The sequence below is a fragment of the Stenotrophomonas sp. TWI1183 genome (genome assembly GCF_039673115.1).
Taxonomy (GTDB): Bacteria; Pseudomonadota; Gammaproteobacteria; order Xanthomonadales; family Xanthomonadaceae; genus Stenotrophomonas; species Stenotrophomonas maltophilia_AA.
This window is the reverse complement of sequence record NZ_JBDJKZ010000025.1, coordinates 38,782-62,573: the sequence shown is the minus strand read 5'-3', so window position 1 is coordinate 62,573 and position 23,792 is coordinate 38,782. Positions and strand designations below refer to the sequence as shown.

The following is a 23,792-nucleotide window of genomic DNA, read 5'->3' as shown; positions in this document are numbered from 1 at the left end:
GCTCCACGGGATGCCATGCAGATGCAGGAGCCGGCCAGCGGCCGGCACTACCCGTCATGGGGCTACGTCGAGACCTCTGATCAGCTCTACAACGGCGTGAAGCGGATCGCCTGCCCGCCGCCCGGCGCCAGGGTGAGCACCAGCGCATCGGCGCTGGTCACCTCGCGCGTCTCGCGCACGAAGGCGAACGGGTTGCTGCGGAAATCGGCGCCGTCTCCATCGCGGTAAATCTCCGCGCGGTAACGCACGCCCGCTTCCAGGAAGCCCAGTGACACCGGCAACACACGGCCGTGTTCGTCGGTGATGCTGCCCAGGAACCAGTCGCGGCTGTGGCGGTCCTTGCGCACGATGGTCACGTAGTCGCCTACCTCGCCGTTGAGCACGCGGGTATCGTCCCAGTCCACTGCCACGTCTTCGATGAAGCGGAAGGCCTCACGGTGCTGTTCGTAGTGCTCGGGCAGGTCGGCCGCCATCTGGATCGGGCTGTAGATCGTCACGTACAGGGCGAGCTGGCGGGCCAGCGTGCTGGGAATCGCCTGGCCGCCTCGGCCCTTCAGGCTCAGGATGCCTGGGGTGTAGTCCATCGGCCCGGACAGCATCCGGGTGAAGACGAGATTGACCTCGTGCTCGGGCGGATTCGGTGGCTGGCCCCAGGCGTTGTACTCCATGCCACGCGCGCCTTCGCGGCTGATCCAGTTCGGGTAGGTGCGGCGCAGGCCGGTGTCCTTGATCGGCTCGTGCGGGTTCACCGCGATGTGCCGTCTGGCCGCCTCCTGCACGACCTTGAGATGGTGGCGGGCCATGAACTGGCCGTCATGCCACTCGCGCCACAACGGCCCACCGGCGGGGTTGCGGCGGTCAACCTGGCCGTCATCGCAGACGTAGCCGCTCTTGAACGCATCCACGCCCAGCCGCGCATACAGGTCCAGCGCCGCGCCAAGCTGATCTTCGTGGTGCTCGATCGCACACCCTGTTTCGTGGTGGCCGATCAGGTGCACGCCCTTCTTCGCGCCGTAGGCGGACAGCGCTTCGATGTCGAAATCCGGCGTGGGCCGGGTGAAGTCGAACGCGTAGCCATTGCCCACCCAGTCGCCGTCCCAGCCCGGGTTCCAGCCTTCCACCAGCACGCCGCGGAAGCCATGCCTGGCGGCGTAATCGATCACGCGCCTGGTTTTCGCCGTGGTCGCGGCATGTCGCGGGCCGGTCGCCCAGCTCTCCTCGTCCAGGTGCATCGACCACCACACGCCCAGGTACTTGGAAGGCTTCACCCAGCTGACGTCGCCGAGCACGTTGGGCTCGTTGAGGTTGAGGATCAGGCTGGATTCGACCAGTCCGCCGGCGGTGTCGCTGATCTGCAGCGTGCGCCACGGGGTGTCGAACGGCAGGCTCCGTCGCACTTTCCAGCCCTCGGCCGAGGGCGACAGCTGCGCGCGCAGGCGCTGGCCCTCGGTGCGGCGCAGCCACATGCCGGCGTAGTCCACCAGCGCGGCTTCATGGATGGAAACATGCAGGCCATCGCGGCTGCGCAGCGTCATCGGTGTGTGTGCGAGCGGCACCTGGTCCAGCGGCGTGCGCTGGTAGAGATACTCGTAGTGAATCGGTTCACCGGCCGGAATCCACCAGGCGGTGGAAGCCGGGGCGATGGCGAACTCGGTCAGCTCATCGTCGATGATCGCCTCGCGCATGCCCGGCTGTTGCGGGAAGTGATAGCGGAAGCCCAGGCCGTCGTCATAGACCCGGAACACCACATCAATGCGACGCTTGGCGCCGCTGCGTTCGGCCAGTTGCACCACCACTTCGTTGAAATGATTGCGGGTCAGCCGGCGCTCGCCCCACGGCTGCTCCCAGGTCTCATCGACGCTGCGCGACCGCTGGCCGAGCACGGCGAGATCACGGTCCAGTCGGCCATCACGCAGCTGGAAGCCGAGCCTGGAGGTGTCCACCACGGCCTCGCCGAAGCGTTCGATCCGGTAACTGGGGGTACCGCCGTCCAGTTGCAGCGATACGCGCAGCACCTTGCCGGGTGACTCGACGCTGGCCACGGTGACCGGCTCGGCAGCCGCGGTGGCGCTGAACGCGCAGAGGATCCAGCCGAGCAGGGACAGGCGACGACGTGCGCAATGCCCGTCCGTTGGATACGACAGTGACGGCATTTCCCCTCCCAAGGCGGCCGAAAACACACCGGGACTATAGCGACGCCCTCACGCCTGCCGACCGCCGTGCCGATGAATACGTATGCAGGTCGATGCAGGCTACGGTGCGCCGTCTACCATGGGGCCAAGGCACCCTGGGAGGGGGCCGCGAGCGCAACGTCGCAGGGCGGTGCGGACCTACAACGCGAGCAAAGGGGAGGGAGGCAACAGGCGCGAGCCGGTTCGCCACTTCGATGCTGAAGATGATCTGCCTGACCGCTGCCCTCGGGGCAGCGATGGGGTCCACCGCGGGCGCGGCGGACCTGGAGTTTGATGGTCGCCATGCGCGCGCCGAAACCGCCGCCGCGGGTGGCTATCGTCTGCATGCGCCGCAGGGCGAGGTGCGCGTCAGTGCGCAGCCGATGCGCAGCGAGACCGCCAGCGTGCTGTTCGATGCGCTGTTCGGGCTGGCCCAGCAGGAGATGGCCGACGACCGCGTGGATGCGATCCGCGACCCAGCCTTCAATCACGGCAAGCCGGTTCCCTGCGCGTGCTTCCAGACCGGCGAGCGCTGGCCCTATGTGTGGACGCGCGATGTCAGCTTCGCCGCCGATCTGGCGCTGTCGCGGCTGGATCCCGTGCGTACGCGGCAGTCGCTGCAGTTCAAGCTGTCCACGGCGCGCGATGGACATACCCCGGGCCTGTTCGTGGCGCAGGACACAGGCTCCGGTGGCAGCTGGCCGATCAGCAGCGACCGCGTGGTCTGGTTCCTGGCCGCACGTGGGCTGCTGGATGATGCAGCATTCGCCGACCAGGTCTGGCAGGCGCTGCAGGCGACCCTGGCGCAGGATCGCGAGGCGGTGTTCGATGCACGGATCGGCCTGTATCGCGGCGAAACCTCGTTCCTGGATTGGCGCGAACAGACCTATCCGGACTGGACCCGCGAGGACGTGCGCTTCATCGGCGAATCCTTCGCGCTGTCCACCAATGTGCTGCATTACGAAGCGCTGCGCCTGGCCGAACGGCTGGCCCGCCAGCACGGCGATGCACGCGCTGCCACGTACGGCCAATGGGCGGATGCGCTGGCCGGCCAGATCGACGCGCGTTTCTGGCGCGACGACGCCGGGCAGTACATGAGCTACATCGGCGAGGCGGCACACCCGGTGCCGTACGCCAAGTACGACCTGCTCGCGCTGTCGCTGGGTGTGCTGGCCGATGTGTTCCCGGCCGATCGCGCACGGCGCGCGCTGGCGAACTACCCGGCCGTGGCCGGTGGCAGCCCGGTCGTCTGGCCGCAGGAAGCGCAGCAGCCGATTTACCACAACCGCGGCATCTGGCCCTTCGTCAGTGCGTACTCGCTGCGTGCGGCGCGGCGGTTGGATGATGCCCCGCGCATCGCCATGGAGATCGAGTCGCTGATGCGCGGCACCGCGCTGGCTGGCTCGAACATGGAGAACTATGAGATGCGCACGCTGGCCGTGCATGTCGATGAAGGCGTGCTCAGCGGTCCGGTGGTCAATTCGCCGCGCCAGTTGTGGTCGGTGGCCGGTTACCTCTCGATGGTGCTGGAAGGTGTGTTCGGCGTGGAAGACGATGGCCGCATCGCGCCGAAGCTGCCGGTGTCACTGGTGCCGACGTTGTTCGGCGAGCGCGACCGCATCCGCCTGGACGATGGCAAGCAGCGTTACGTGCTGGTGCGGCCGAAGCAGGTCGCCGGCGAACTGCTGGTGGCGGGCGCCATCCAGCGCGACGGCACTACCACCACGGTGCAGCTGGTCCCGTTGGCGGGTCGTGCGGCGATGCCGTCGCCGGCGATTGTCCGCCCGGCAGCCGTCTTCGCCCCGGCCACCCCCGCCGCACCTGTGCCTCGCGAGACCACGGCAGGCTGGCAGATCCCGGTGCCCGCCGATCACGTGCTGTGGCGCGACGGCCAGACGCTGTCGCCCACAGGGGGTATCGCCACGATTGCCCGGGACGGGGCCAGCCATTGCCTGAGCCTGACCCGCCGTGAGGGAACGCTGGAATCGCTGCACAGCCCGATGACCTGCGTCGGTCCGCAGCAGGTGCTGGCCGGTGCCACGCACTGGCAGTGGACCGCACCGAGCGCCGGACGCTGGCGTGCGCGCCTGCGCTATGACAATCCGAACGGCCCGATCAACACTGGCGTCACCGCGGCGGTAAAGACCTTGGTGCTGCAGTGCGAGGGACACCCCGACCAGCGCCGTCCGGTGGTGATGCCGCACAGCGTGGGCGAGCAGGACTCCACGGCGGTCGAGTTCGAGGCACCGGCGGGTAGCTGCCGAATCGCGCTGGAGGAGGGCTTCAACATGAGCGCGCTTACCCACTTCGCGCAGTACAACGGTGGCAAGGGCGGCAGGGACGGTGTGCTCAACGAGGCGCACGTGTCCGCGCTGACCCTGATGCCGGTGGCTGTGTCGCTGGAGCCGCGCCAATGAGCCGTACGCCCAAACCGACCCTGTCGTTCTGGCAGATCTGGAACATGTGCTTCGGCTTCCTCGGCATCCAGTTCGGCTTCGCGCTGCAGAACGCCAATGCCAGCCGCATCTTCGAGACGCTGGGCGCGCCGATGGACGCGGTGCCCGGGCTGTGGATCGCCGCCCCGCTGACCGGCCTGCTGGTGCAGCCGGTGATCGGCTACCTGTCCGACCGCACCTGGACGCGCTGGGGCCGCCGCCGTCCGTTCTTCATGATCGGTGCGGTGCTGACCACGCTCGCCCTGCTGGTGATGCCGAATTCGCCCACGCTGTGGATCGCCGCCGGCACGCTGTGGGTTCTGGATGCGTCGATCAATGTATCGATGGAACCGTTCCGCGCGTTTGTCGGCGATCAGCTTGCTCCGCGCCAGCGGCCGACCGGCTTCGCCATGCAGAGCTTCTTCATCGGCATCGGTGCGATCGTCGCCAGCTTCCTGCCGTTCATCCTGGCCCACTTCGGCGTCGCCAACACGGCGGCCGCGGGGCAGGTGCCGGATACCGTGCGCTACGCGTTCTACTTCGGGGCGGCGGTGCTGCTCGCGGCGATCACCTGGACCGTGGTCAGCACCCGGGAATACTCACCGGCCGAACTGGCCCGCTTCGATGATGCCGAGCCGTCCGCGGTGCACCAGAGTGCGCGCGTGGCCGGACCGCCCCCGTGGGCGCAGATCGGCGGCTGGGTGGCGGTGGGTATCGCGCTGGCAGCGGCGATCACGTGGTACCAGGGCGACCGCATGCTGTACGTGCTGGCCGGCCTGTGCATCGCCTATGGCGTGCTGCTGGGCATCGCGCGCTGCGTGCCGGGGCCGCACATGCTGGCGACCATCGTCGACGACCTGCGTGCGATGCCACGCACCATGCGCCGCCTGGCCTGGGTGCAGTTCTTCTCCTGGTTCGCGCTGTTCGCGATGTGGATCTACACCACGGCCGCCGTCGCCGGCACCCACTTCGGCTCGACCGATACCGCCTCCGCCGCCTACAACGAAGGCGCCAACTGGGTCGGCGTGCTGTTCGGTGCCTACAACGGGTTCGCTGCGCTGGCGGCGTTGCTGATCCCGCTCATGGTGCGCGCACTGGGCCTGCGCTGGAGCCACCTCGTCAACCTGTGGCTGGGTGGACTGGGCCTGATCTCGATGCTGTTCATCCGCGACCCGCATTGGCTGCTGCTGTCGATGGTCGGCGTCGGCTTCGCCTGGGCCTCCATCCTGTCGCTGCCGTATGCGCTGCTGTCCGACAGCGTGCCGGCGGCGAAGATGGGCATCTACATGGGCCTGTTCAATTTCTTCATCGTGATTCCGCAGCTGGTCGCGGCCAGTGCGCTCGGCTTCCTGCTGCGCGCGTGGCTGGGGGGCGATCCGATGCACGTGCTCGCACTCGGGGGCGGCAGCCTGCTGCTGGCCGGCCTGTGCGTGCTGTTCGTGCCATCCCAACAGGAGAGTGTCTGATGTCCCGGTATTCGTCGTTGTCGCTGACCCTGTCGTTCGCGCTGTTGGCCAGCCCCGCCCTGGCCGTCGAGCGCCCGGACTATGTCGGCACGCGCGAGCCCTTCGCCAGCCAGGCGGTCTACTTCGTGGTGACCGACCGCTTCGTCAACGGCGATCCGTCCAACGACCACCGCGACCAGGGCGGCGCGCATCCCACGTTCGATATCCCGGTGCCGTGCCCGGACAAGGTGGACGGCAACATCGGCTACCTGGGCGGTGACTTCAAGGGCGTGCTCGACAACGCCGCGTACATCCGCAATCTCGGCTTCGGTGCGGTGTGGATCACCCCGATCATCGACAACCCCGACCAGGCCTTCACCGGCAGCAAGCCGATCAGCTGCACCAGCACGCTGACCGACCGCGGCAAGACCGGCTACCACGGTTACTGGGGCGTCAACTTCTACACGCTCGACGAGCATCTGCCGAGCAAGGGCCTGGACTTCGCCGCCTTCACCCGTGGCCTGCACGCCGCCGACCTGAAGGTGGTGCTGGATATCGTCGGCAACCATGGTTCGCCCGCGTGGACGATGCCGGTGGCGCAGCCACAGTTCGGCCAGATCTTCGACAGGGACGGCCGGTTGATCGCCGATCACCAGAACCTGCCGCCGCAGCAGCTGGACCCGGTCCACAACCCATTGCACGCGTTTTACAACAACATCGGCCCGGTCGACGGCAAGAACGGCTCGATCTTCGATGGCAACCTTGCCGAACTCTCCGACTTCAACGAGCACAACCCGGCGGTGATGGATTACCTGGTGGGCGCCTACCTGCAGTGGACCGCGCAGGGGGGGGATGCGTTGCGCATCGACACCATTGGCTGGCTGCCGCATCCGTGGTGGCATGCCTTCGTCAATCGCATCCGCGCCGAGCATCCGGGCATGTTCATGTTCGGCGAGGCATTCGACTACGACGCGGGCAAGATCGCCGAGCACACCTGGCCGGCCAACGCGAACGTCAGCGTGCTGGATTTCCCGCTGCGCGGCGCATTGTCGTCGGTGTTCGGCAAAGAGCAGAAGGGCTTCGAGACCCTGGCCGACCCGCTGCACCTGCTCGACGGTCCGTATGCCAATCCGTACGAGCTGATGAGTTTCTACGACAACCACGACATGGCGCGGCTGGATGCCAGCGATGCCGGGTTCATCGATGCCCACAACTGGTTGTTCACGGCGCGCGGCATCCCGGTGATCTACTACGGCTCGGAAACCGGCTTCATGCGCAGCCGCGCCGAGCACGCCGGCAACCGCGCCTACTTCGGGCAGGAGCGCGTCAACGACGCGCCGAAGAGCCCGATCTTCGCGCCGCTGCAGCGCATCGCCAGACTGCGTGAGGCCACGCCGGCCCTGCAGCGCGGCCTGCAGGTCAACGAGCGCCTGCAGGGCGATGAAGCGGTGTTCTTCCGCGTGCTGCAGCAGGGCGATACCGCGCAGACCGCACTGGTGCTGCTCAACAAGGGTGATACGGCGCGCTCCATCGAGGTCCGCCGCTACCTGCAGGCCGGTACCTGGCGTGACGCGCTGGGCGGTGCCAGCCAGACGGTGACGGGATCGCTGACCGCCGAGGTGCCCGCACACGGCGTGCGCGTGTTCGTGCTGGATGCGCAGGTCGAGCAGACGGCGCTGCAGCAGCAGTTGAAGGCGGCGGTGGACGACCAGCGTGCGCGCACCACGCGCCTGGCGAAGTAGCCGGAGCGTGCCCGGTCCGCCGCACTGCGGTGGCCCGGGCATTACAATCGGGTCCGCGACCGCGCAGTGCGGTCCTTCCGGGTCCGCTGTCCATGTCACGCCTGTCCCTGCACCACGCAACGCCCGACGATGCCGAGCGCCTGTTCCACCTGATGCAGTTCTACTACTTCGAGGCCTCGGCCTGGAGCGGAGAAGCGGTGCGTCCGGACGGCCTCTTCGATTGTGACCGGAGCGATGTCGAGTCGTCGCTGCGCGATGACCCGCAGTGGGCACGGTTGCTGTTCGTCGACGACGCGCTGGCCGGGTTCGTGCTGGTGGATCAGGTGGAGCGGGAAGGGCGCCACTATCCCGAGCTGGCCGACCTCTTCGTGCTGCCCACGTACCGGCGGCAAGGCCTGGCCGCGCATGTGGTCAAGGAACTGGTCCGCCCCGGCGACGGGCAGTGGCTGCTCGCGGTGTTCCGCGGCGACGTGACCGCGCATGCCTACTGGCTGCGGACGCTGCCGCGTCTCGGCCTGCCGCATGTCGCGCTGGCCGAGGAGGACGCGACCTTCCACCTGTTCCTGATCGGCGCCCCCGCGCGAGGGTAGTGCCGGCCGCTGGCCGGCTCCCGGTCACCCCGCGGGTACAATGAGGGATCCCCCGTATCCCTGCATTCCATGAACGACGCCGCCCCCCAGACCCCGATCGAAACCCTGCTCAAGACCGCGATGGACGGTCAGTTGCCGATCGGCCTGTTCATGAAGGCCTTCGTCGCCTCCGAGGTGGTGCTGCTCATCGGCAGCCTGGTGACCCCGGATGGCAACGGTTTCGATCCGCTGCTGTTCGACAAGCAGGGTGTCCTGCACGTGGCGGTGTTCACCGATATGAGCCGGGTCGGCTTCCACAGCCAGCAGGCCCCGCACACGATCCGCATGCTGATGCTGGAGGTGCTCAAGCGCGTGCCCGGCGGCTACGGCGTGGTGATCAATCCGGGTACGTCGCTGGGCTTCGAGATCTCGCCGTCGGGCGTCGGCGAAATCCTCAAGGACTTCGCCGACGGGCCGCGCTGACGCTGCGTCCTACTGCAGCGTCACCTTGCGCCGGTTGTCCGAGGAGACCCGGTCGATCAGCTTGTTGTACGGATCGAAGCCCGCCTCGTCCGGCTTTCCCTCCACCGTCACGGTGATCGACGGGCTGGCCGCGGTGACGTGGTGGCGCTGCAGGTACAGCACCTTCTGATCGCGCTCCTTGCCCGAGGGCGCGTTGGCGAACACGCCGATCTCGATCCAGTCGTCCATCCTGCCGGCGGTCTCCTTGCCATCGCCATCGGCGTAGCGCTTCTCGGCGTGCAGCGTCAGGGTGACGTCGTACTTGCCATCGGCCCGCTTGTGCGCGGTCGCGGCCAGCACCCGGTTGTCGTAGAAGCTGATCTTCTCGAACAGGTCGGTCACCAGCTGCTGGCGGTCGGCCGGCGTCTCGGCGCGGATGTACTCCAGCAGTTCGGTGGAGGTGGTGTAGGGCGGCTGCTGGAAACCCTTGTCCTGCAGGAAGCGCTTAAGCGCGCGGTTGAGCGCGGCCTCGCCGATCTCCTCGCGCAGGCGGTAGAACGCCAGTGCGCCCTTCTCGTAGTGGATGTACTGCTGGTTCTCCACCCGCGCCAGCGGCAGCTCTTCGATGCCTTCGCTACCGCGTCCGGACAGGTAGCCATCCAGTTCGGTCTTGAGGAACTGGCGCATCTGCTGCCGCCCGTATTCCTTCTCCATCACCATCAGTGCCGAGTACTGCGACAACGATTCGGAGAGCATCGTCGCGCCCTGCACGTTGGCGCCGATCACCTGGTGTGCCCACCACTGGTGCGCCACCTCGTGGGCGGTCACGTAGAACACGTAGTCCACCTTGTCGCGGTCGCGCAGGTCGGCGATGAAGCCGATCCCTTCGGAGTAGGGAATGGTGTTGGCGAAGGACTGGGCGAACCGCGCGTAGCCCGGGAACTCGATGATGCGTACCTGGCGGTGCTGGTAGGGCGTGAAGTTGGCTTCGTAGTAGGCCAGCGACTTCTGTACCGCTTCGATCATGCGGTCCACGTTGTAGCCATGGCGCGCATCGTAGTACACCTCGATCGGGATGCCCTTGTATGCCGCGCGCTTCACGTCCCAGCGGGCCGAGAGGTACGCATAGAAGTTGAGCATCGGCCGGTCCATGGCATAGCTGAAACAGCGCCGGCCGTTGACGGTGGCTGCGTGCTGCAGGTAGCCGGGCGCCAGCGCGATCTGGTCCGGTGCGGTGCAGATCGTGCTGCGGAACGCCAGCCAGTCGGCATCGTCGGTCACGTAGTTGTTCGCGCGGGCGGCCTGGTCTTCCAGCTTGGGCATGCGGCTCGGCTCGCCCAGGCCGCGCTTGCGGCGCTCGTTGCGGTCGGTGATCTGCACGCCCTGGTCGTAGCCGAAGGAGGGCAGCAGGCTGCTGTTGAAGAAGCTGCCGTTCTCCACCAGGTTGGTTGGTGCCTGATCGGCGGTGATGCCGGTCGGGTGCTGGTTCACGCGGAAGTGGATGCGGCGCTCCTCGCCCGGCTGCAGCGGGGTGGCCAGCTGGTAGATGCGGTAGCCCAGGTCGGCGTCATGCATGGCCAGGGTCTGGCCGCCAAGGTCGACCGCGGTCAGCTGCTGGTCGTCGTTCATCGCCACGTGGAGCTGGGCGATGGGCGCGGTGTGGGTGTTGCGCACGGTCCAGTACGCATCGATCACCACCGACTGGGTTTCCGGATGCAGGTCGATCCGGTTGTCCACGGCGACGATGCGCGGCTGTGGCAGGTCGCGGTAACGCGACAGTTCGCGCTCGTAACGGGCCTGCAGGTCCAGCTGCTGGTCCGGCGAGAGGAACGCATTGCGGATGTTGGTGCTCCAGTACAGCCAGCCACCCAAGGCGATGAAGCCCAGCATCGCCACGGTGGCGCCGAGCCCGGCCGGGCCCCGCAGGCGACGGCCGGCCAGCACCAGGCGCTGGCGCAGGCTGGTGCCGACGCCACGCACCCAGAACGCCGAGGCGACGCACAGCAGCGCCAGCAGGAACAGCGCCCAGTAGCCCTGGAAGGCCAGCTGCCCCGGGAGGAAGTGGCCGTAGCCGTTCATGTCCGAGTACGGCGCGATCGGCCAGCTGCCGAAGTTGTAGAGGTTCTGCGTGTAATCGAGCATGCCCAGCACGGCCTGGCCGATCATCACCACGATCAGCAGCGCGTAGCCGACGAACTTGTTGTTGGTCAGTACCTGCAGGACCAGCGCCAGACCGCCCATCAACAGGTAGACCACCGAGTCCAGCGCCAGCGTCTTGAGGTACACCAGCGGCTCGATCTGCGTATAGCCCTTGGCCAGCTGCACCCCGATCGCGGCGAGTGCGCCGATCGCCTGGAAGCAGGCGATCACCGCCACCAGCGTGGTGAACTTCGCCAGCAGCGGCACCCAGTTGGGGACGGGCATCGCATCGGTGACTTCATTGATCCGCGCCGCGCGCTCTTTCCAGACCAGCTCGCCGGCGAAGAACAGCACGATGATGATCAGCAGCCAGCTGAAGGCGCCCTGCAGGGCGGTCAGCATCTCCGAGGTGACCGGCCAGATCGGCGTGCCATACAGGGTCTGGCGGAACAGCGCACCGGGCAGGAAGTTGCACAGCCCCAGCACCAGCAGCACCAGGAAGGGCACGCTGCGCAGCACACCGCGGGTGTCGAAGCGGACCTGGTGCAGGAACTGCGCCCAGGCGGTAGCGGCGCCACGGCCCGGCACCACGCGGGGCACCACGACCTGGGCCGGACGCAGCGACGGCGCGGCCGGCGCGGCAGTGGCTTTGCGGCCCCAGCGACGACCGCCGCTGCCGCTGCGCTCGGTGCGGAACAGGGCAAACGTCGCGGCGTACAGGAGCGCGGCTACGCCCAGCCACAGCGCACGGTTGGCCAGCAGCTGCCCGGCCAGAGCAGGCAACCCGCTGTTGCGCTCGGCCACCGACCAGTAGCGGATGGTCCGCGACAGCGCGCGCAGGCCGAGCGGTTCGCTGAGTACGGCAATCCAGGTGTTGTCGATGTCGCTGAGCAGGGCCGCGCTGACCCCGTACAGCACGAAGTAGCCGATCACGCCGATGTAGACCCACAGGATCGATCGCGTGATCGCCGCCAGCAACGCCAGCAGGGCCGTGGTGAAGATCAGGTTCGGGATCACGATCACCCCGAATGCCCAGACGTAGCTGTACAGCGAGCCCGGCCCCATGCGTGCCGGATCGACCCAGGGCATGAGCGGTCCGAGCGCGAGGCCGAGCGCGATGATCACGTACACCAGCAGTCCGCTGACCAGGGCGGCGCCGATGCGGCCGGCCAGATAGTCACGGCGCTTGATCGGGCTGGCGAAGATCAGCTCGGCCGTGCCGAGATCGACGTCGCGCAGCAGCGCATTGCTGACGAACAACGTGGATACCAGCATGCCGAGCAGGGTGAAGACGCCCAGCATCGAGGCGATCACGGTCGGCGCATTACTGTGCACGTTGCCGGCGCCACCGCCGATCTGTATCGCGTCGGACGACGCGGCACCGAAGGCCATCAGCGCGAACAGGCCCGCCAGCAGCCACAGCAGGGGGGAACGGAGCTGCTCGCGCAGCTCGAAGCGGAAAAAGGCAGCGGTCATGGGCGGGCTCCGGTCAGGCGGCCCGCGACTGCAGGCGCAGTCGCTGGAAATAGACGTCTTCCAGATCGGGAGCAACGGCGGCGAAGCCGTCGCCGGGGTCGGTCGCGCTGTGCACGTGGATCACCGGCCGGCCACCGACCAGGCGCGTGGACAGCACCACATGGTTGGCTTCGTAGGCGGACAGTTCGGCAACGTCCACCTGCTTGCGCCAGACCTGGTGCTGCAGCGCGTCGATCGCATCGCTGGGCTTGCCGGTCAGCAGCACCTGTCCCTTGTTCATGATGGCCATGCTGGGGCACAGGTCGGTGACATCCTCGACGATGTGCGTGGACAGGATCACCGCTACGTTCTCGCCGATCGCCGCGAGCAGATTGAGGAAGCGGTTGCGCTCTTCCGGGTCGAGCCCGGCGGTGGGCTCATCGACGATCACCAGCCGCGGATCGCCGAGCAGGGCCTGCGCGATGCCGAAGCGCTGGCGCATGCCGCCGGAGTAGGTGCCGAGTTTGCGTTTGCGCGCATCCCACAGATTGACCTGCTGCAGCAGCGCCTCCACCACTTCGCGGCGCTGGGCCTTGTGGGTGAGCCCCTTGAGCACCGCGAAATGGTCGAGCAGGTCCAGTGCGCTGACCTTGGGATACACCCCGAAGTCCTGCGGCAGATAGCCCAACCGCCGACGCACCGCATCCTTGTCACGCAGCACATCGATGCTCGCCTCCCCGGGAATGGACAGGGTGGCGGTGCCGCTGTCCGCTTCCTGCAGCGTGGCCAGCGTCCGCATCAGCGAGGACTTGCCGGCGCCGTTGGGACCGAGCAGGCCGAACATGCCGCGGGGAATATCGAGCGTCACACCCGCAAGGGCATGCACACCATTGGCGTAGGTCTTGGACAGCGCGCGGATCTCAAGCATGCGAACAGCTTCCCCTGGGCGATACCTCGGTTATCCGCCCTATTCAGATAGGCTGCATCCGCCGTAAGTCATGGGTGCCTGCGGCCGGTCGTCCGCCAACGGGCCGCCAGCCACGATACCGCCACGCATCCGGCGCCAGCGAGCAGCCACCCGGTTGCTGCGCTGCCCGCCGCCTGCTCTATCGCGCTCCACCATGCCGGCCCGAACAGGGTGCCCACTGCCAGGGCAGCGATGGTCAGCACGGCCAGCAGCACCCGCGACACCCAGCGCTCGATGCCGGCGTCATGGCGGGCGATGCGCAGGGCGACCTCGCGGGCGAAGCGCATTGGCGGCCCGTTCTGTGGTGCGGAGGCGATCGCCTCGGCGATGCGCAGGTAGTCGACGTCGTCCGGGCCGGCGCGCTGGCCGTTCAGGGCGGCGCGCAGGCCACGTTCCTGCGCCTGCCATTCCTCGGGGTCGATCCGGGGATCGTCTGCGGTGCTCATGCGGGCACTCCAATACGGGATTCCAGCAGCTCGCGTAGTCGCTTGCGGCTGCGGAACAGGTGGCTCTTGATGGTGCCTTCGGCCAGGTCGGTCAGGGTGGCGATCTCTGCGATGGAGATCTCTTCCAGATGATAGAGCGTGAGCAGGGTGCGCTGCAGCGGCGGCAACGCGTCGATCGCGGCGTGCAGATGGGCGTTGATGTCCTGCTCGCTGGTCCGCGCCTCGAGGTCGTGGCCGTCGCCGATCTGGTCGATCAACGCGGCACCGTCTTCGGTCACGCTGTTGTCCACCAGCGGAATACGGCGTCGCTCCAGGTGGCGCCTGGCGATCGAATAGGCGACCTGCGCCACCCAGGATTTCAGTGCGCTCTCGCCGCGGTACTGATGCAGCGTCTGATGGATGCGAAGGAACGCTTCCTGGCACAGCTCGCGGGTGTCGTCCGGATGGCGGACCATGCGGTCGACCACGCGCCAGCACAGTCCTTGATACTCGCGCACCAGCTGCTCGAACGCCCCGGGCTGCCGCGACAGGATGGCGGCGACCAGGGCACGGTCGGCGTCGAGGCAGTCGGCAGGGGTGGGCGGCGCGCGCATGTCCCATAGGGATACGTCGAGTGCGCCATCGGTTGCAACCGGGGCCCGTGCAACCGATCCCGCCCCGGCTGTATCTCAGTGGACAAGCCCCTCCTCAACGGAACGTACGCACCATGGATTACAACCTGATTCTGCCCGTCGTCCTGATCCTCGGCATCGTGTATGCCATCAAGAGCGTGGTCGACGGCCACACCCGGCGGCGGATCGTCGAAGCCCGCGGCTCGGAAGAGCTGGTGCGCTCACTGCTGGCCGGCGACACCACCAAGCGGCGGCTGGCCGCGCTGCACTGGGGCTGCGTGATGCTGGCCCTTGCGCTCGGTTTCGGGCTGGTGGATGTCCTCGGCATCGACCGGGTCACGCCCGGGGCGATTGCGCTGCTGCTCGGTGCGACCGGGCTGGGCAATGTCGTGTACTTCGTGCTGGATCGTCGTTTGAAATAAGCCGACAGCGGTGGATGCTCAGCCGCGCAGCGAGGATTCCCGCAGCACCTGCTTCACCGCGATGCTCTGGCCTTCCACCGGCTGGCCTTCGATCAGTGCCAGCAGCTTTTCCACCAGCAGGTGCCCGGCCTGCTTGGTGTCCTGCTGCACGGTGGACAGCGGCGGGGACACCGAGGCGGCCAGCGGGATGTCATCGAAACCGGTGACGGCCACATCCTCCGGGACGCGCAGCCCATGTTCGCGCAGGGCACGCATCGCGCCGATCGCGATCAGGTCGCTGGCCGCGCACAGCCCATCGATACGCTCGCCGCCTGCCAACAGCGCCTGGCAGGCATCGAAGCCGGACTGCTCGGTGGTGATCGCATCGTGCTGCAGCGACGGCTCGGCGGTGAGGCCGCGCACCCGCATCGCCTCGACGTGGCCGCGGTAGCGCTGCTCGAATTCGGGATAGTGGCTGGAGGCGTGGCCGACGAAGGCGATCCGGCGGCAGCCCTGGTCGAGCAGGTGCGCGGTGATGTCGAACCCGCCCTGGAAATTGTCGCTGCCGATCGAGACACCCGGCTGGTCGGGCAGGGACGCTCCCCAGCGCACGAAATGGGTGCCTTGCTCGACCAGCCGCTGCAGGCGCTCGCGCGACTCGTGGTAGTCGCCGTAGCCGAGCAGGATGATGCCGTCGGCCTTGTTGCTGTCCTCGTAATCGGCCTGCCAGTCGGTGGACAGCTGCTGGAAGGAGACCAGCAGGTCGTAGCCGCGCAGCGCGCAGGCGCGCGTGATCGAGCCCAGCATGGCGTGGAAGAACGGGTTGATCAGCGAGTCGTCGTTGGTCGGGTCCTCGAAGAACAGCAGGGCCAGCGTGCCGGCATTGCGCAGGCGCAGGCTGGAGGCGTTCTTGTCGACCTTGTAGTTCAGCTCCCGGGCGATGGCCAGGATCCGCTGCCGGGTCTCGGCATTGACCATCGGGCTGCCGCGCAGCGCCCGCGACACCGTTGGCTGGGAGACGCCGGCCAGGTGGGCGATATCGAGGGAGGTGGCTTTACCGCGGATGGTCATTGCTGCAGGCGTGGGAACAGTGAACGGACATCATGCCATGCGCCGCCAGGGCCGGGCCGGGCGGAGGGAGGGCCCCCGCGCCAGCGGGCGGCAGCCTGCGGGCCCAACCGCCGTCACCCTTGCGGCATATGGCTCGAGCAGGTTTCCGGTCGCTTCCGGCCGGAATTCCGACAGGGCCGGGGACGATGGCAATGATAAGATGGGCCGTTCTGGATTCCCCCAATTTCACCTGGGGCGGCCCCGCGTATCTGCAGCCTGTCCGGGGCTGTGATATGACTGCGGCCTGCCCTCGGACAACGGAAGAGCAACCCTATGGCGCGCGGCATCAATAAAGTCATCCTGGTCGGCAACCTCGGCAACGACCCGGACGTGAAGTACACCCAGGGCGGTATGGCGATCACCCGCATCAGCCTGGCCACCACCAGCGTCCGCAAGGACAAGGATGGCAACCAGCAGGAGCGTACCGAATGGCACCGCGTGGTGTTCTTCGGCAAGCTCGGCGAAATCGCCGGTGAATACCTGCGCAAGGGCAGCTCGGTCTACGTCGAAGGCAGCCTGCGTTACGACAAATACACCGGCCAGGACGGCGTGGAGAAGTACTCCACCGACATCATCGCCGATGAGATGCAGATGCTCGGCGGCCGTGAAGGCGGCGGCGGTGGCGGCGGTGCTGGCGGCGAACGTCCGCAGCGCCCGCAGGCCCCGCGCCAGGAGTACGGCGGTGGTGGTGGTGGTGGCGGTGGTGGTCAGCGCGGCGGCGGTGGTGGTGGCTACGGCCAGCAGCGCCCGCAGCAGCAGGCCCCGCAGCAGTCGGCGCCGCCGATGGACGACTTCGCTGATGACGACATTCCGTTCTGATTCCTGATTTTTACGGATGCAGATGAAACCCCGGTAAGCCCCCGTGCTTGCTGGGGTTTTTCTTTTCTGCACGGGACGTTCGGGTTCCTGCGTGTCTGACGCCGGTCTTCCATCTCTGGTCGTGGCACGATGGGTCATTGCTCAAGGAAGGAGTGACGGCATGCGACTGACCGACCAGGAACTCAAGCACGTGCTCAATGTCGACTGGGGAATGCGGTTCTGGCGCTGGTTCCGTTGGGTGCTGCTGGTGATCCTGGCAGTGGCCGCGACCGGTGGTCATACCGGCCTGATGAAGCAGGCACCGAATGCGTGGCTGATCGCCGGCGCGGTCTATCTGCTGGTCGCCTGGCCGGGGCTCTGCCGCGCGTATGTCTATCGCTCGCTGCGCCGCATGATCGAGGCTGACCCGGAGGCGCGGGAGCAGCTGCGCCAGGCGATGCATCGCCGGCGATGAGCGGATGCCTGCCGCGCGGCGTCGCTGTCCTCCCGCAGCCCGGCGAACGCGATTGCGTGGCAGGCCGCCCTCCCATCGCACGCACGCGGCGACAGGCAGTACGCGCGTTGTGCCCCGCAACATGCGTTTTCGTGCACCGCGTCTTGCAAAAAAACGATCTCCTCCTCTATGGTGCAATCGATTGCATTGCAGCGGATCGTCAGCGTTTGATACCGGTTGGGAGGCCGGAAGACGGATGTCCATCCATTCGATCAGACCGGCGCCGGCATCGGGGCCGGGGATCACGCGGCGCGACGCACTGCGCCTGGCGGCCGCCGCGAGCCTTGGGCTGGGTGCTGCGGGCGTGCTGCCGGCGTTTGCCGCCGCCGCGCCGCTCAAGGGCAACCTGAAGCACGCCGTCGCCCGCTGGACCTTTCCGCAGCAGTCGGTCGCCCAGCTGTGCAGGACGGTGCAGGACATCGGGTTCGCCGCCATTGATCTGGTCGGCCCGGAGGACTGGCCCACGCTGAAGGCCCATGGCGTGGACAGTTCGATGTGCAACGGCGCAGAGCTGGGCCTGACCAAGGGCTTTGCCGGCCGCGAGTTCCACGACCAACTGGTGGAGCGCTACACGCGGCACATCGATCTGGTCGCCGATGCCGGCTACCGCAACCTCATCTGCTTCTCCGGCAATCGCAACGGCATGGACCCCGAGGAAGGCATGGCCCATGCCGAAACGGGGCTCAAGCGCATCCTCCGGCACGCCGAGAAACGCAACGTCGTGCTGGTGATGGAGTTGCTGAACTCCAGGGTCGATCATCCCGACTACCTCTGCGACACCTCCGCCTGGGGCGTCGAGCTGTGCCAACGGATCGGCTCGGATCATTTCGGCCTGCTCTACGACATCTACCACATGCAGATCATGGAGGGCGACATCATCGCCACCATCGGCAGGCATCACGCCTGCTTCAAGCATTACCACACCGCGGGCGTGCCTGGCCGGCACGAGATCGGAGACCAGCAGGAACTCCACTATCCCGCCATCTGTCGCGCGATCCGCGACACCGGTTTCGATGGGTATCTGGCGCAGGAATTCATGCCTGCAGCGCCGGATCCCGTCGGCTCGCTGCGCGAGGCGATCCGCCTCTGCGACGTCTGAAACGATATCCACCAGGTGAGAGATCCATGGCAGACAATCATTACGACGCCATCGTTGTTGGCTCGGGAATCAGTGGCGGTTGGGCGGCAAAGGAGCTGACCGAGAAGGGCCTCAAAGTCCTGATGCTGGAACGTGGACGCAACATCGAGCACGTGAAGGACTACGTCAACGCGATGAAGGAGCCGTGGGACTTCCCGCATCGTAACCGGCCCACCCAGGCGATGAAGGCCGCGTTCCCGGTACTGATGCGCGACTACGCGCTGGCCGAGAACCTGCAGGGGATGTGGGCCGACGAACAGGAATCGCCCTACATCGAGACCAAACGGTTCGACTGGTTCCGCGGCTATCACGTCGGGGGGCGCTCGCTGATGTGGGGCCGGCAGAGCTATCGCTTCTCCGATCTGGATTTCGAAGCGAATCTCAAGGAGGGCATCGCTACCGATTGGCCGATCCGCTACGCCGACATCGCGCCGTGGTACGACTACGTGGAGAAGTTCGCCGGCATCGCTGGCACGCGCGAAGGGTTGGATGTGTTGCCGGACGGCCAGTTCCTGCCGCCGATCCCGTTGAACATCGTCGAAAAGGACGTGGCCGCGCGGATCAAAAAGGCCTTCGGCGGCACCCGGCACATGATCCACTCGCGCACCGCCAACATCACCCAGCCCATGCCCGAGCAGGGGCGTGTCAACTGCCAGTACCGCAACAAGTGCATCCTGGGCTGCCCCTTCGGCGCCTACTTCTCGACCCAGTCGGCGACGCTGCCGGCCGCCATGAAGACCGGCAACCTGACCCTGCGCCCCTTCTCGATCGTCAAGGAAGTGCTCTACGACAAGGATCGCAAGCGTGCGCGCGGCGTGGAGGTCATCGATGCCGAGACCGGGCAGACCTACCAGTACACGGCCAAGGTGATCTTCCTCAACGCCTCCTCCTTCAACTCGACCTGGCTGCTGATGAACTCGGCCACCGATGTATGGGAGGGCGGGCTGGGCTCTTCGTCCGGCGAACTGGGGCACAACGTGATGGACCATCATTTCGGCGCGGGAGCCTCCGGCCGGGTCGAGGGCTTTGAGGACAAGTACTACTTCGGCCGGCGTCCCTGCGGCTTCTACATCCCGCGTTTCCGCAACGTCGCCGAGGAAAAACGCGGCTACATGCGGGGATTCGGTTACCAGGGCGGCGCGAGCCGCAACGGGTGGTCGCGCGAGATCGCCGAGTTGAACATCGGTGCGGACCTGAAGGAGGCGCTGACCGTACCCGGCGACTGGCGCATCGGCATGACCGGGTTCGGCGAGATGCTGCCGCACCACGACAATACGATCCGCCTCGACCCGGACCGCAGGGACAAGTGGGGGTTGCCGGTGTTGGCGATGGACGTTTCCATGCGCGCCAACGAAATGGCCATGCGCAAGGACATGGCCGCCGATGCCGCCGAGATGCTGGAGGCCGCCGGCGTCAAGGACGTGGAGATGCACGACAACGACTACGCCCCGGGCAAGGGCATCCATGAGATGGGGACCGCGCGCATGGGACGTGACCGCAGGAACTCCGTGCTGAACCAGCACAACCAGGTCTGGGATGCGCCCAATGTCTATGTGACCGACGGTGCCTGCATGACCTCCAGCGCGTGCGTGAATCCGTCGCTGACCTACATGGCGCTGACCGCGCGGGCAGCCGACCACGCCGTGCGCGAACTGAAAGCGGGGAATCTCTGATGGACCGCCGCGAACTGCTGAAGATGATCGTCGCCGCCACCGGTGCGGCCATGATCGGCCTGCCCGCGCTCGGTCAGGCACAGGCTCCTGCCGCAGGGCCGAAGACGCCCTTCTCCGACGCCGATGTCGGCACGCTGGACGAGATTGCCGAGACCATCCTGCCGCGGACGAAAACACCGGGGGCGAAAGACGCAGGCGCCGGTGCGTTCATGGCGACGTTCGTCACGGACTGCTACACGCAGAAGCAGCAGGCGGCGTTCCGCGCCGGCCTGGTCGATATCGACAAGCGCGCCGGGGGCCGCTTCGTTTCACTCGCGCCGCAGGACCGTACCGGCCTCCTGCGCACGCTGGATGCAGAAGCCATGAAGCACGGGGTCGACGTGACCGAGACCGGCACCGCCGAAGCAGGCGAGGCGATGCCGCACTACTTCACGATGATCAAGCAGCTCGCCATCTTCGGCTTCTTCACGTCGAAGGTCGGCGCGACCGAGGTGCTGAAGTATGTCGCCGTGCCGGGCCGCTACGACGGCGACCTCGCCTATGTTCCCGGTACGCCCGCTTGGGGGACCAGCTGATGGACCGCAGCATCATGACCCGCCCGTTGCTGATGGCGGTGGGCCTGCTGGCCACCGCAGCTGTGTCTGCACAGGCCAACAGTGATCCCGCGCGCGATCCAGCGAAGACCGAGGTGTGGACCCCCGTGCCCGCGAGCGTGGCCACGCCGCCGGGCGGTGCGCCCTCCGACGCGGTCGTGCTGTTCGATGGCAGGGATGTTTCCGCCTGGGAGTCCGAGCAGGGGGGGCGCGTGCCTTGGAGCGTCGCCGACGGTGCGCTGACCGTGGTTCCCGGCAGCAAGGGCATCCGGACCCGGCAGCGCTTCTGCGACATCCAGCTGCACGTCGAATGGCGCTCGCCCATCGCGACAAAGGGCTTCAACGGCCAGGATCGGGGCAACAGCGGCATCTTCCTGCAGGAACTGTATGAGCTGCAGGTGCTCGACAGTTACAACAATCCGACCTATGCCAACGGCCAGGCGGCCTCGCTCTACAAACAGGCCATGCCGCTGGTGAACGCCTCGCGTGCGCCAGGTGAGTGGCAGGCCTACGACATCATCTGGAAGGCACCGCGCTTCTCGCCGGGCGGCGGGCTCACCTCGCCCGCCCGCATCACCGTGCTGCACAACGGCGTGCTGGTGCAGAACGACACCGTCCTGGCCGGCAAGACCGAGTACATCGGCGCGCCTTCGTACTCGCCGCATGCGTGCGCGCCGATCTACCTGCAGGAGCACGATTCCAGGGTCAGCTACCGCAACATCTGGGTGCGAGAGCTGTAGCGCCGACACGAAACGGCTGCCGGCGCCGGCGCCGGCAGCCTAGTGCGCCAGGTAACTGGCGATATCGTCGATCTCCTGGGGCGACAGCTGTGGAAACGGCGGCATCAACCCGCCGCCCTTGCTGATCTTCTCCTTGATCTGCGCCGGCTGCAGCCGCTTGGCGACGTCGGTGAGCGCGGGGAACGTTGGCGGAACACCGGCGCGCTCGGCACCGTGGCAGGCCGTGCAGTGGGTTGCGTAGAGGGTCGCGCCGGCCGCAGGGTCGTCCTTGGACCACGCCTCAGGCACAAGCAGCGCAATCGACGCCAGTACGGCGAGGATCGGGATCAATCTGAAACACGTATTCAAGCATTACTCCTTTGCTGGCTGGCGCGGTGCGCTGGCGGGCAGGCGGGCAGTCAGGTGTCTGCGCAGGTAGTCCGCCCCGGCCTGGATGACCTTGGCCGGATCACGCGGCTGGTCGTGTTCGATGATGTACCACCGCACCCCGGCATCAGCCGCGGCCGGCAGGATCGTGTTCCAGTCGAGGACACCCTGGCCGACGGCGGCAAAGCCGCCTTCGTCTTCGGCGTGACCCTTCGGCGCATTGTCCTTGGCGTGTACCGCGAACAGGCGGCCGCGGAATGTCGCCAGCATGGCCGCCGGGTCATGACCCGCACGCGCGACCCAGGCCAGGTCCAGCTCGGTCAGCAGATCGGGTCCGGCGGCCGCGAACAGCAGTTCCAACCCTGTCCTGCCGTTGAAGTCGACCAGCTCGAAGTCGTGGTTGTGGTAGGCCAGCTGCATGCCCTTGGCCCGTGCCTGCCTCGCGATTCCGCCGAGTTCCCGGCCCAGTGCGGTCCAGCCTGCGGCATCGGTGGGCCGATCCTTTTCGTCCAGGTAGGGCACCACCAGCGTCGTGTTGCCGATGGACCGGTTGAAGGCCACCACGCCGTCCAGGTCCCTGCGCAGCTCGGCCAGTTGCACGTGGGACGAAATCGCCTTGATCGCGTACCTGTCCAGCAGCTGCTTGAGTTCGGCGGCGCTGACGCCCTGCGTGCCCACCGTTTCCACCGCACCCACGCCCGCGTCATGGACGATCTTCAACTGCTGGTCGAGCGAGCCGGCGTTGCGCAGTGTGTACATCTGCACGGCGATGGGCTGCTGCGGGGTGACCATGTCGTGCGCGAAGGCGGGCAGGGCAGCGAGCAGCAGAGCGAGGATTGCAGTTCCGCGAACAGAGGTGTTCATCAAGAGAGTCTCCCGGGAGTCAGCCGATGGTGGTCCAGGCACGTGTCCTGGCCGATGCGATGACGCGGTCTACGATCCGCGCCGAGCGCAGTCCGTCGTCGAAGGTGGGCAGGCCCTGCGGCCGCTCGCCTTCGATGGCGCGATAGGTGTCGGCGACGAACGCCTCGAAGCAATGGCCGTAGCCCTGCGCGTGCCCGGCTGGCAGGACAGACAGCCGGCGCTGTTCGGCACTGCCGGCCCCCGGCCCACGCACGAAGGTCTCCTCGCGCTGGTCGGGCAGGCCGATCCACAGCCGCTCGGCGTCCTCCTGGTTGAATGCCACGCTGGACCTGGCGCCATCGATCTCGAACCAGAGGCGATTGTGGCGTCCGGCCGAGACCTGGCTGACCGTCAATGACGCCAGCGTACCTGCGCCGGTCCTGAACATTGCCGCCGCCACGTCCTCGCTCGCGACCGCCTGCATAGCGCCACCGGCCACCGCGGTGGTGAAGCTCTGCCCAGTGTCGGTGCTGCGCTCGGCGATCACGGTGGCGAAAGCCGCGCTGACGTCGACGAAACGCTCGCCGCTGACCCATTCCACCAGGTCGCACCAGTGCGAGCCGATGTCGGCGAACACGCGCGACGCGCCGCCCAGCGCCGGGTCCACGCGCCAGTTGTTGCTGGCGGGGTCGAGCAGCCAGTCCTGCAGGTAGCTGCCGTGGATCAGGTGCAGCGGCCCCAGCTCGCCCTGCGCGATGCGTGCGCGTGCCTCGCGGACCACCGGGTGGTAGCGGTAAACGAAGGGCACCGTGGCGACCAGCCCGGTCGAGGCGGCCAATGCCGCCAGGGCCTCGGCGTCTTCCAGCGTCGTCGCCAGCGGCTTCTCGCAGATCACGTGTTTGCCGGCTTCCAGTGCCGCCTGCGCCATGGGGCGGTGCAGATGATTGGGCGTACAGATGTGCACGACCTGCACCTGGGGATCGGTGACCACCTCTTCGAAGTCACGATAGCCGCGCGGAACATTCCACGCCTGCGCCACCTCCTCTGCGCGTTGCGGCGAAGAGGCGGCCACGCCGCGCACCTCGGCACCGGCCAGCAGCGCCGCGCGACGATGCACGGCGCCGATCATGCCCGTGCCCACAATGGCGATTCCAAGCTTGCGCATCGGGTGGGT

General features: G+C 67.2%; 20 protein-coding genes and 1 pseudogene. 12 read left to right on the top strand and 9 right to left on the bottom strand.

Annotated elements, in window-relative coordinates:
- Positions 1-86: 86 nt before the first annotated feature.
- Positions 87-2,057: pseudogene (locus ABE434_RS17660) on the bottom strand (glycoside hydrolase family 97 protein); the annotation flags it as partial.
- A 329-nt stretch (positions 2,058-2,386) separates the two neighbouring features.
- Between ABE434_RS17660 and ABE434_RS17655 the strand changes: the two are divergent.
- The 5 genes from ABE434_RS17655 to ABE434_RS17635 all read left to right on the top strand — a co-directional run bounded on the left by ABE434_RS17655 (position 2,387) and on the right by ABE434_RS17635 (position 8,845).
- Entirely contained in the window at positions 2,387-4,588 is a 2,202-nt protein-coding gene (locus ABE434_RS17655) for a Six-hairpin glycosidase-like protein (RefSeq protein WP_346479732.1), read from the top strand.
- A complete protein-coding gene (locus ABE434_RS17650; protein WP_346479731.1) occupies positions 4,585-6,072 on the top strand; it encodes an MFS transporter in 1,488 nt (495 codons plus the stop codon). Before ABE434_RS17655 ends, ABE434_RS17650 begins: the two co-directional genes overlap by 4 nt.
- Positions 6,072-7,793, top strand: a complete 1,722-nt coding sequence (locus ABE434_RS17645) for an alpha-amylase family glycosyl hydrolase (RefSeq protein ID WP_346479730.1) — start codon at positions 6,072-6,074, stop codon at positions 7,791-7,793. The genes ABE434_RS17650 and ABE434_RS17645 overlap by 1 nt, the downstream gene beginning before the upstream one ends.
- A 92-nt stretch (positions 7,794-7,885) precedes the next feature.
- Complete coding sequence (locus tag ABE434_RS17640; RefSeq protein ID WP_179459553.1) at positions 7,886-8,383, top strand: GNAT family N-acetyltransferase; 498 nt, start codon at positions 7,886-7,888, stop codon at positions 8,381-8,383.
- A 69-nt stretch (positions 8,384-8,452) separates the two neighbouring features.
- Positions 8,453-8,845 carry an SseB family protein gene (locus ABE434_RS17635; RefSeq protein ID WP_346479729.1) on the top strand — a complete coding sequence of 131 codons (393 nt, stop codon included), beginning with the start codon at positions 8,453-8,455 and terminating at the stop codon, positions 8,843-8,845.
- A 9-nt stretch (positions 8,846-8,854) separates the two neighbouring features.
- On the opposite strand, the gene ABE434_RS17630 is transcribed toward ABE434_RS17635, so the two are convergent.
- From ABE434_RS17630 to ABE434_RS17615, 4 genes are all read right to left on the bottom strand, one after another.
- Entirely contained in the window at positions 8,855-12,439 is a 3,585-nt protein-coding gene (locus ABE434_RS17630; RefSeq protein ID WP_346479728.1) for a M1 family aminopeptidase, read from the bottom strand.
- A gap of 13 nt (positions 12,440-12,452) precedes the next feature.
- Positions 12,453-13,346: an ABC transporter ATP-binding protein gene (locus ABE434_RS17625; RefSeq protein ID WP_346479727.1), complete on the bottom strand. Its 894-nt coding sequence runs from the start codon at positions 13,344-13,346 to the stop codon at positions 12,453-12,455.
- Positions 13,347-13,414: 68 nt separating this feature from the next.
- Positions 13,415-13,831 (bottom strand): hypothetical protein, encoded by a 417-nt coding sequence (locus tag ABE434_RS17620; RefSeq protein ID WP_346479726.1) that lies wholly within the window; start codon positions 13,829-13,831, stop codon positions 13,415-13,417.
- The gene (locus ABE434_RS17615) at positions 13,828-14,424 is read right to left on the bottom strand and encodes a sigma-70 family RNA polymerase sigma factor (protein WP_346479725.1); all 597 of its coding nucleotides are present in this window, start codon (positions 14,422-14,424) and stop codon (positions 13,828-13,830) included. The genes ABE434_RS17620 and ABE434_RS17615 overlap by 4 nt, the downstream gene beginning before the upstream one ends.
- Positions 14,425-14,537: 113 nt before the next feature.
- Between ABE434_RS17615 and ABE434_RS17610 the strand changes: the two genes are divergently transcribed.
- Positions 14,538-14,864: a hypothetical protein gene (locus ABE434_RS17610; RefSeq protein ID WP_176990115.1), complete on the top strand. Its 327-nt coding sequence runs from the start codon at positions 14,538-14,540 to the stop codon at positions 14,862-14,864.
- Positions 14,865-14,882: 18 nt separating this feature from the next.
- On the opposite strand, the gene ABE434_RS17605 is transcribed toward ABE434_RS17610, so the two are convergent.
- Positions 14,883-15,914 (bottom strand): LacI family DNA-binding transcriptional regulator, encoded by a 1,032-nt coding sequence (locus ABE434_RS17605; protein WP_179459549.1) that lies wholly within the window; start codon positions 15,912-15,914, stop codon positions 14,883-14,885.
- A 312-nt stretch (positions 15,915-16,226) separates the two neighbouring features.
- Here ABE434_RS17605 and ABE434_RS17600 point away from each other — a divergent pair, with 312 nt between their 5' ends.
- From ABE434_RS17600 to ABE434_RS17575, 6 genes are all read left to right on the top strand, one after another.
- Positions 16,227-16,772 carry a single-stranded DNA-binding protein gene (locus tag ABE434_RS17600; RefSeq protein WP_346479724.1) on the top strand — a complete coding sequence of 182 codons (546 nt, stop codon included), beginning with the start codon at positions 16,227-16,229 and terminating at the stop codon, positions 16,770-16,772.
- Between the two features lie 160 nt (positions 16,773-16,932).
- Complete coding sequence (locus ABE434_RS17595) at positions 16,933-17,226, top strand: hypothetical protein (protein ID WP_179459535.1); 294 nt, start codon at positions 16,933-16,935, stop codon at positions 17,224-17,226.
- 235 nt (positions 17,227-17,461) lie between these two features.
- The gene (locus ABE434_RS17590) at positions 17,462-18,364 is read left to right on the top strand and encodes a TIM barrel protein (RefSeq protein ID WP_346479735.1); all 903 of its coding nucleotides are present in this window, start codon (positions 17,462-17,464) and stop codon (positions 18,362-18,364) included.
- Between the two features lie 26 nt (positions 18,365-18,390).
- Positions 18,391-20,076 carry a GMC family oxidoreductase gene (locus ABE434_RS17585; RefSeq protein WP_346479723.1) on the top strand — a complete coding sequence of 562 codons (1,686 nt, stop codon included), beginning with the start codon at positions 18,391-18,393 and terminating at the stop codon, positions 20,074-20,076.
- Positions 20,076-20,651, top strand: coding sequence for a gluconate 2-dehydrogenase subunit 3 family protein (locus tag ABE434_RS17580; RefSeq protein WP_346479722.1), 576 nt, complete (start codon positions 20,076-20,078; stop codon positions 20,649-20,651). The genes ABE434_RS17585 and ABE434_RS17580 overlap by 1 nt, the downstream gene beginning before the upstream one ends.
- Positions 20,651-21,409 (top strand): DUF1080 domain-containing protein, encoded by a 759-nt coding sequence (locus ABE434_RS17575; RefSeq protein WP_346479721.1) that lies wholly within the window; start codon positions 20,651-20,653, stop codon positions 21,407-21,409. The genes ABE434_RS17580 and ABE434_RS17575 overlap by 1 nt, the downstream gene beginning before the upstream one ends.
- Positions 21,410-21,448: 39 nt before the next feature.
- Here ABE434_RS17575 and ABE434_RS17570 read toward each other — a convergent pair whose 3' ends face one another.
- From ABE434_RS17570 to ABE434_RS17560, 3 genes are read right to left on the bottom strand one after another with little or no spacing between them, the layout of a single operon-like run.
- Positions 21,449-21,739 carry a cytochrome c gene (locus ABE434_RS17570; RefSeq protein WP_346479734.1) on the bottom strand — a complete coding sequence of 97 codons (291 nt, stop codon included), beginning with the start codon at positions 21,737-21,739 and terminating at the stop codon, positions 21,449-21,451.
- Positions 21,740-21,760: 21 nt separating this feature from the next.
- Positions 21,761-22,639 carry a sugar phosphate isomerase/epimerase gene (locus tag ABE434_RS17565; RefSeq protein ID WP_346479720.1) on the bottom strand — a complete coding sequence of 293 codons (879 nt, stop codon included), beginning with the start codon at positions 22,637-22,639 and terminating at the stop codon, positions 21,761-21,763.
- 19 nt (positions 22,640-22,658) lie between these two features.
- On the bottom strand, positions 22,659-23,783 hold the full coding sequence (locus ABE434_RS17560) for a Gfo/Idh/MocA family oxidoreductase (RefSeq protein WP_346479719.1): 1,125 nt from the start codon (positions 23,781-23,783) through the stop codon (positions 22,659-22,661).
- Positions 23,784-23,792 lie beyond the last annotated feature (9 nt).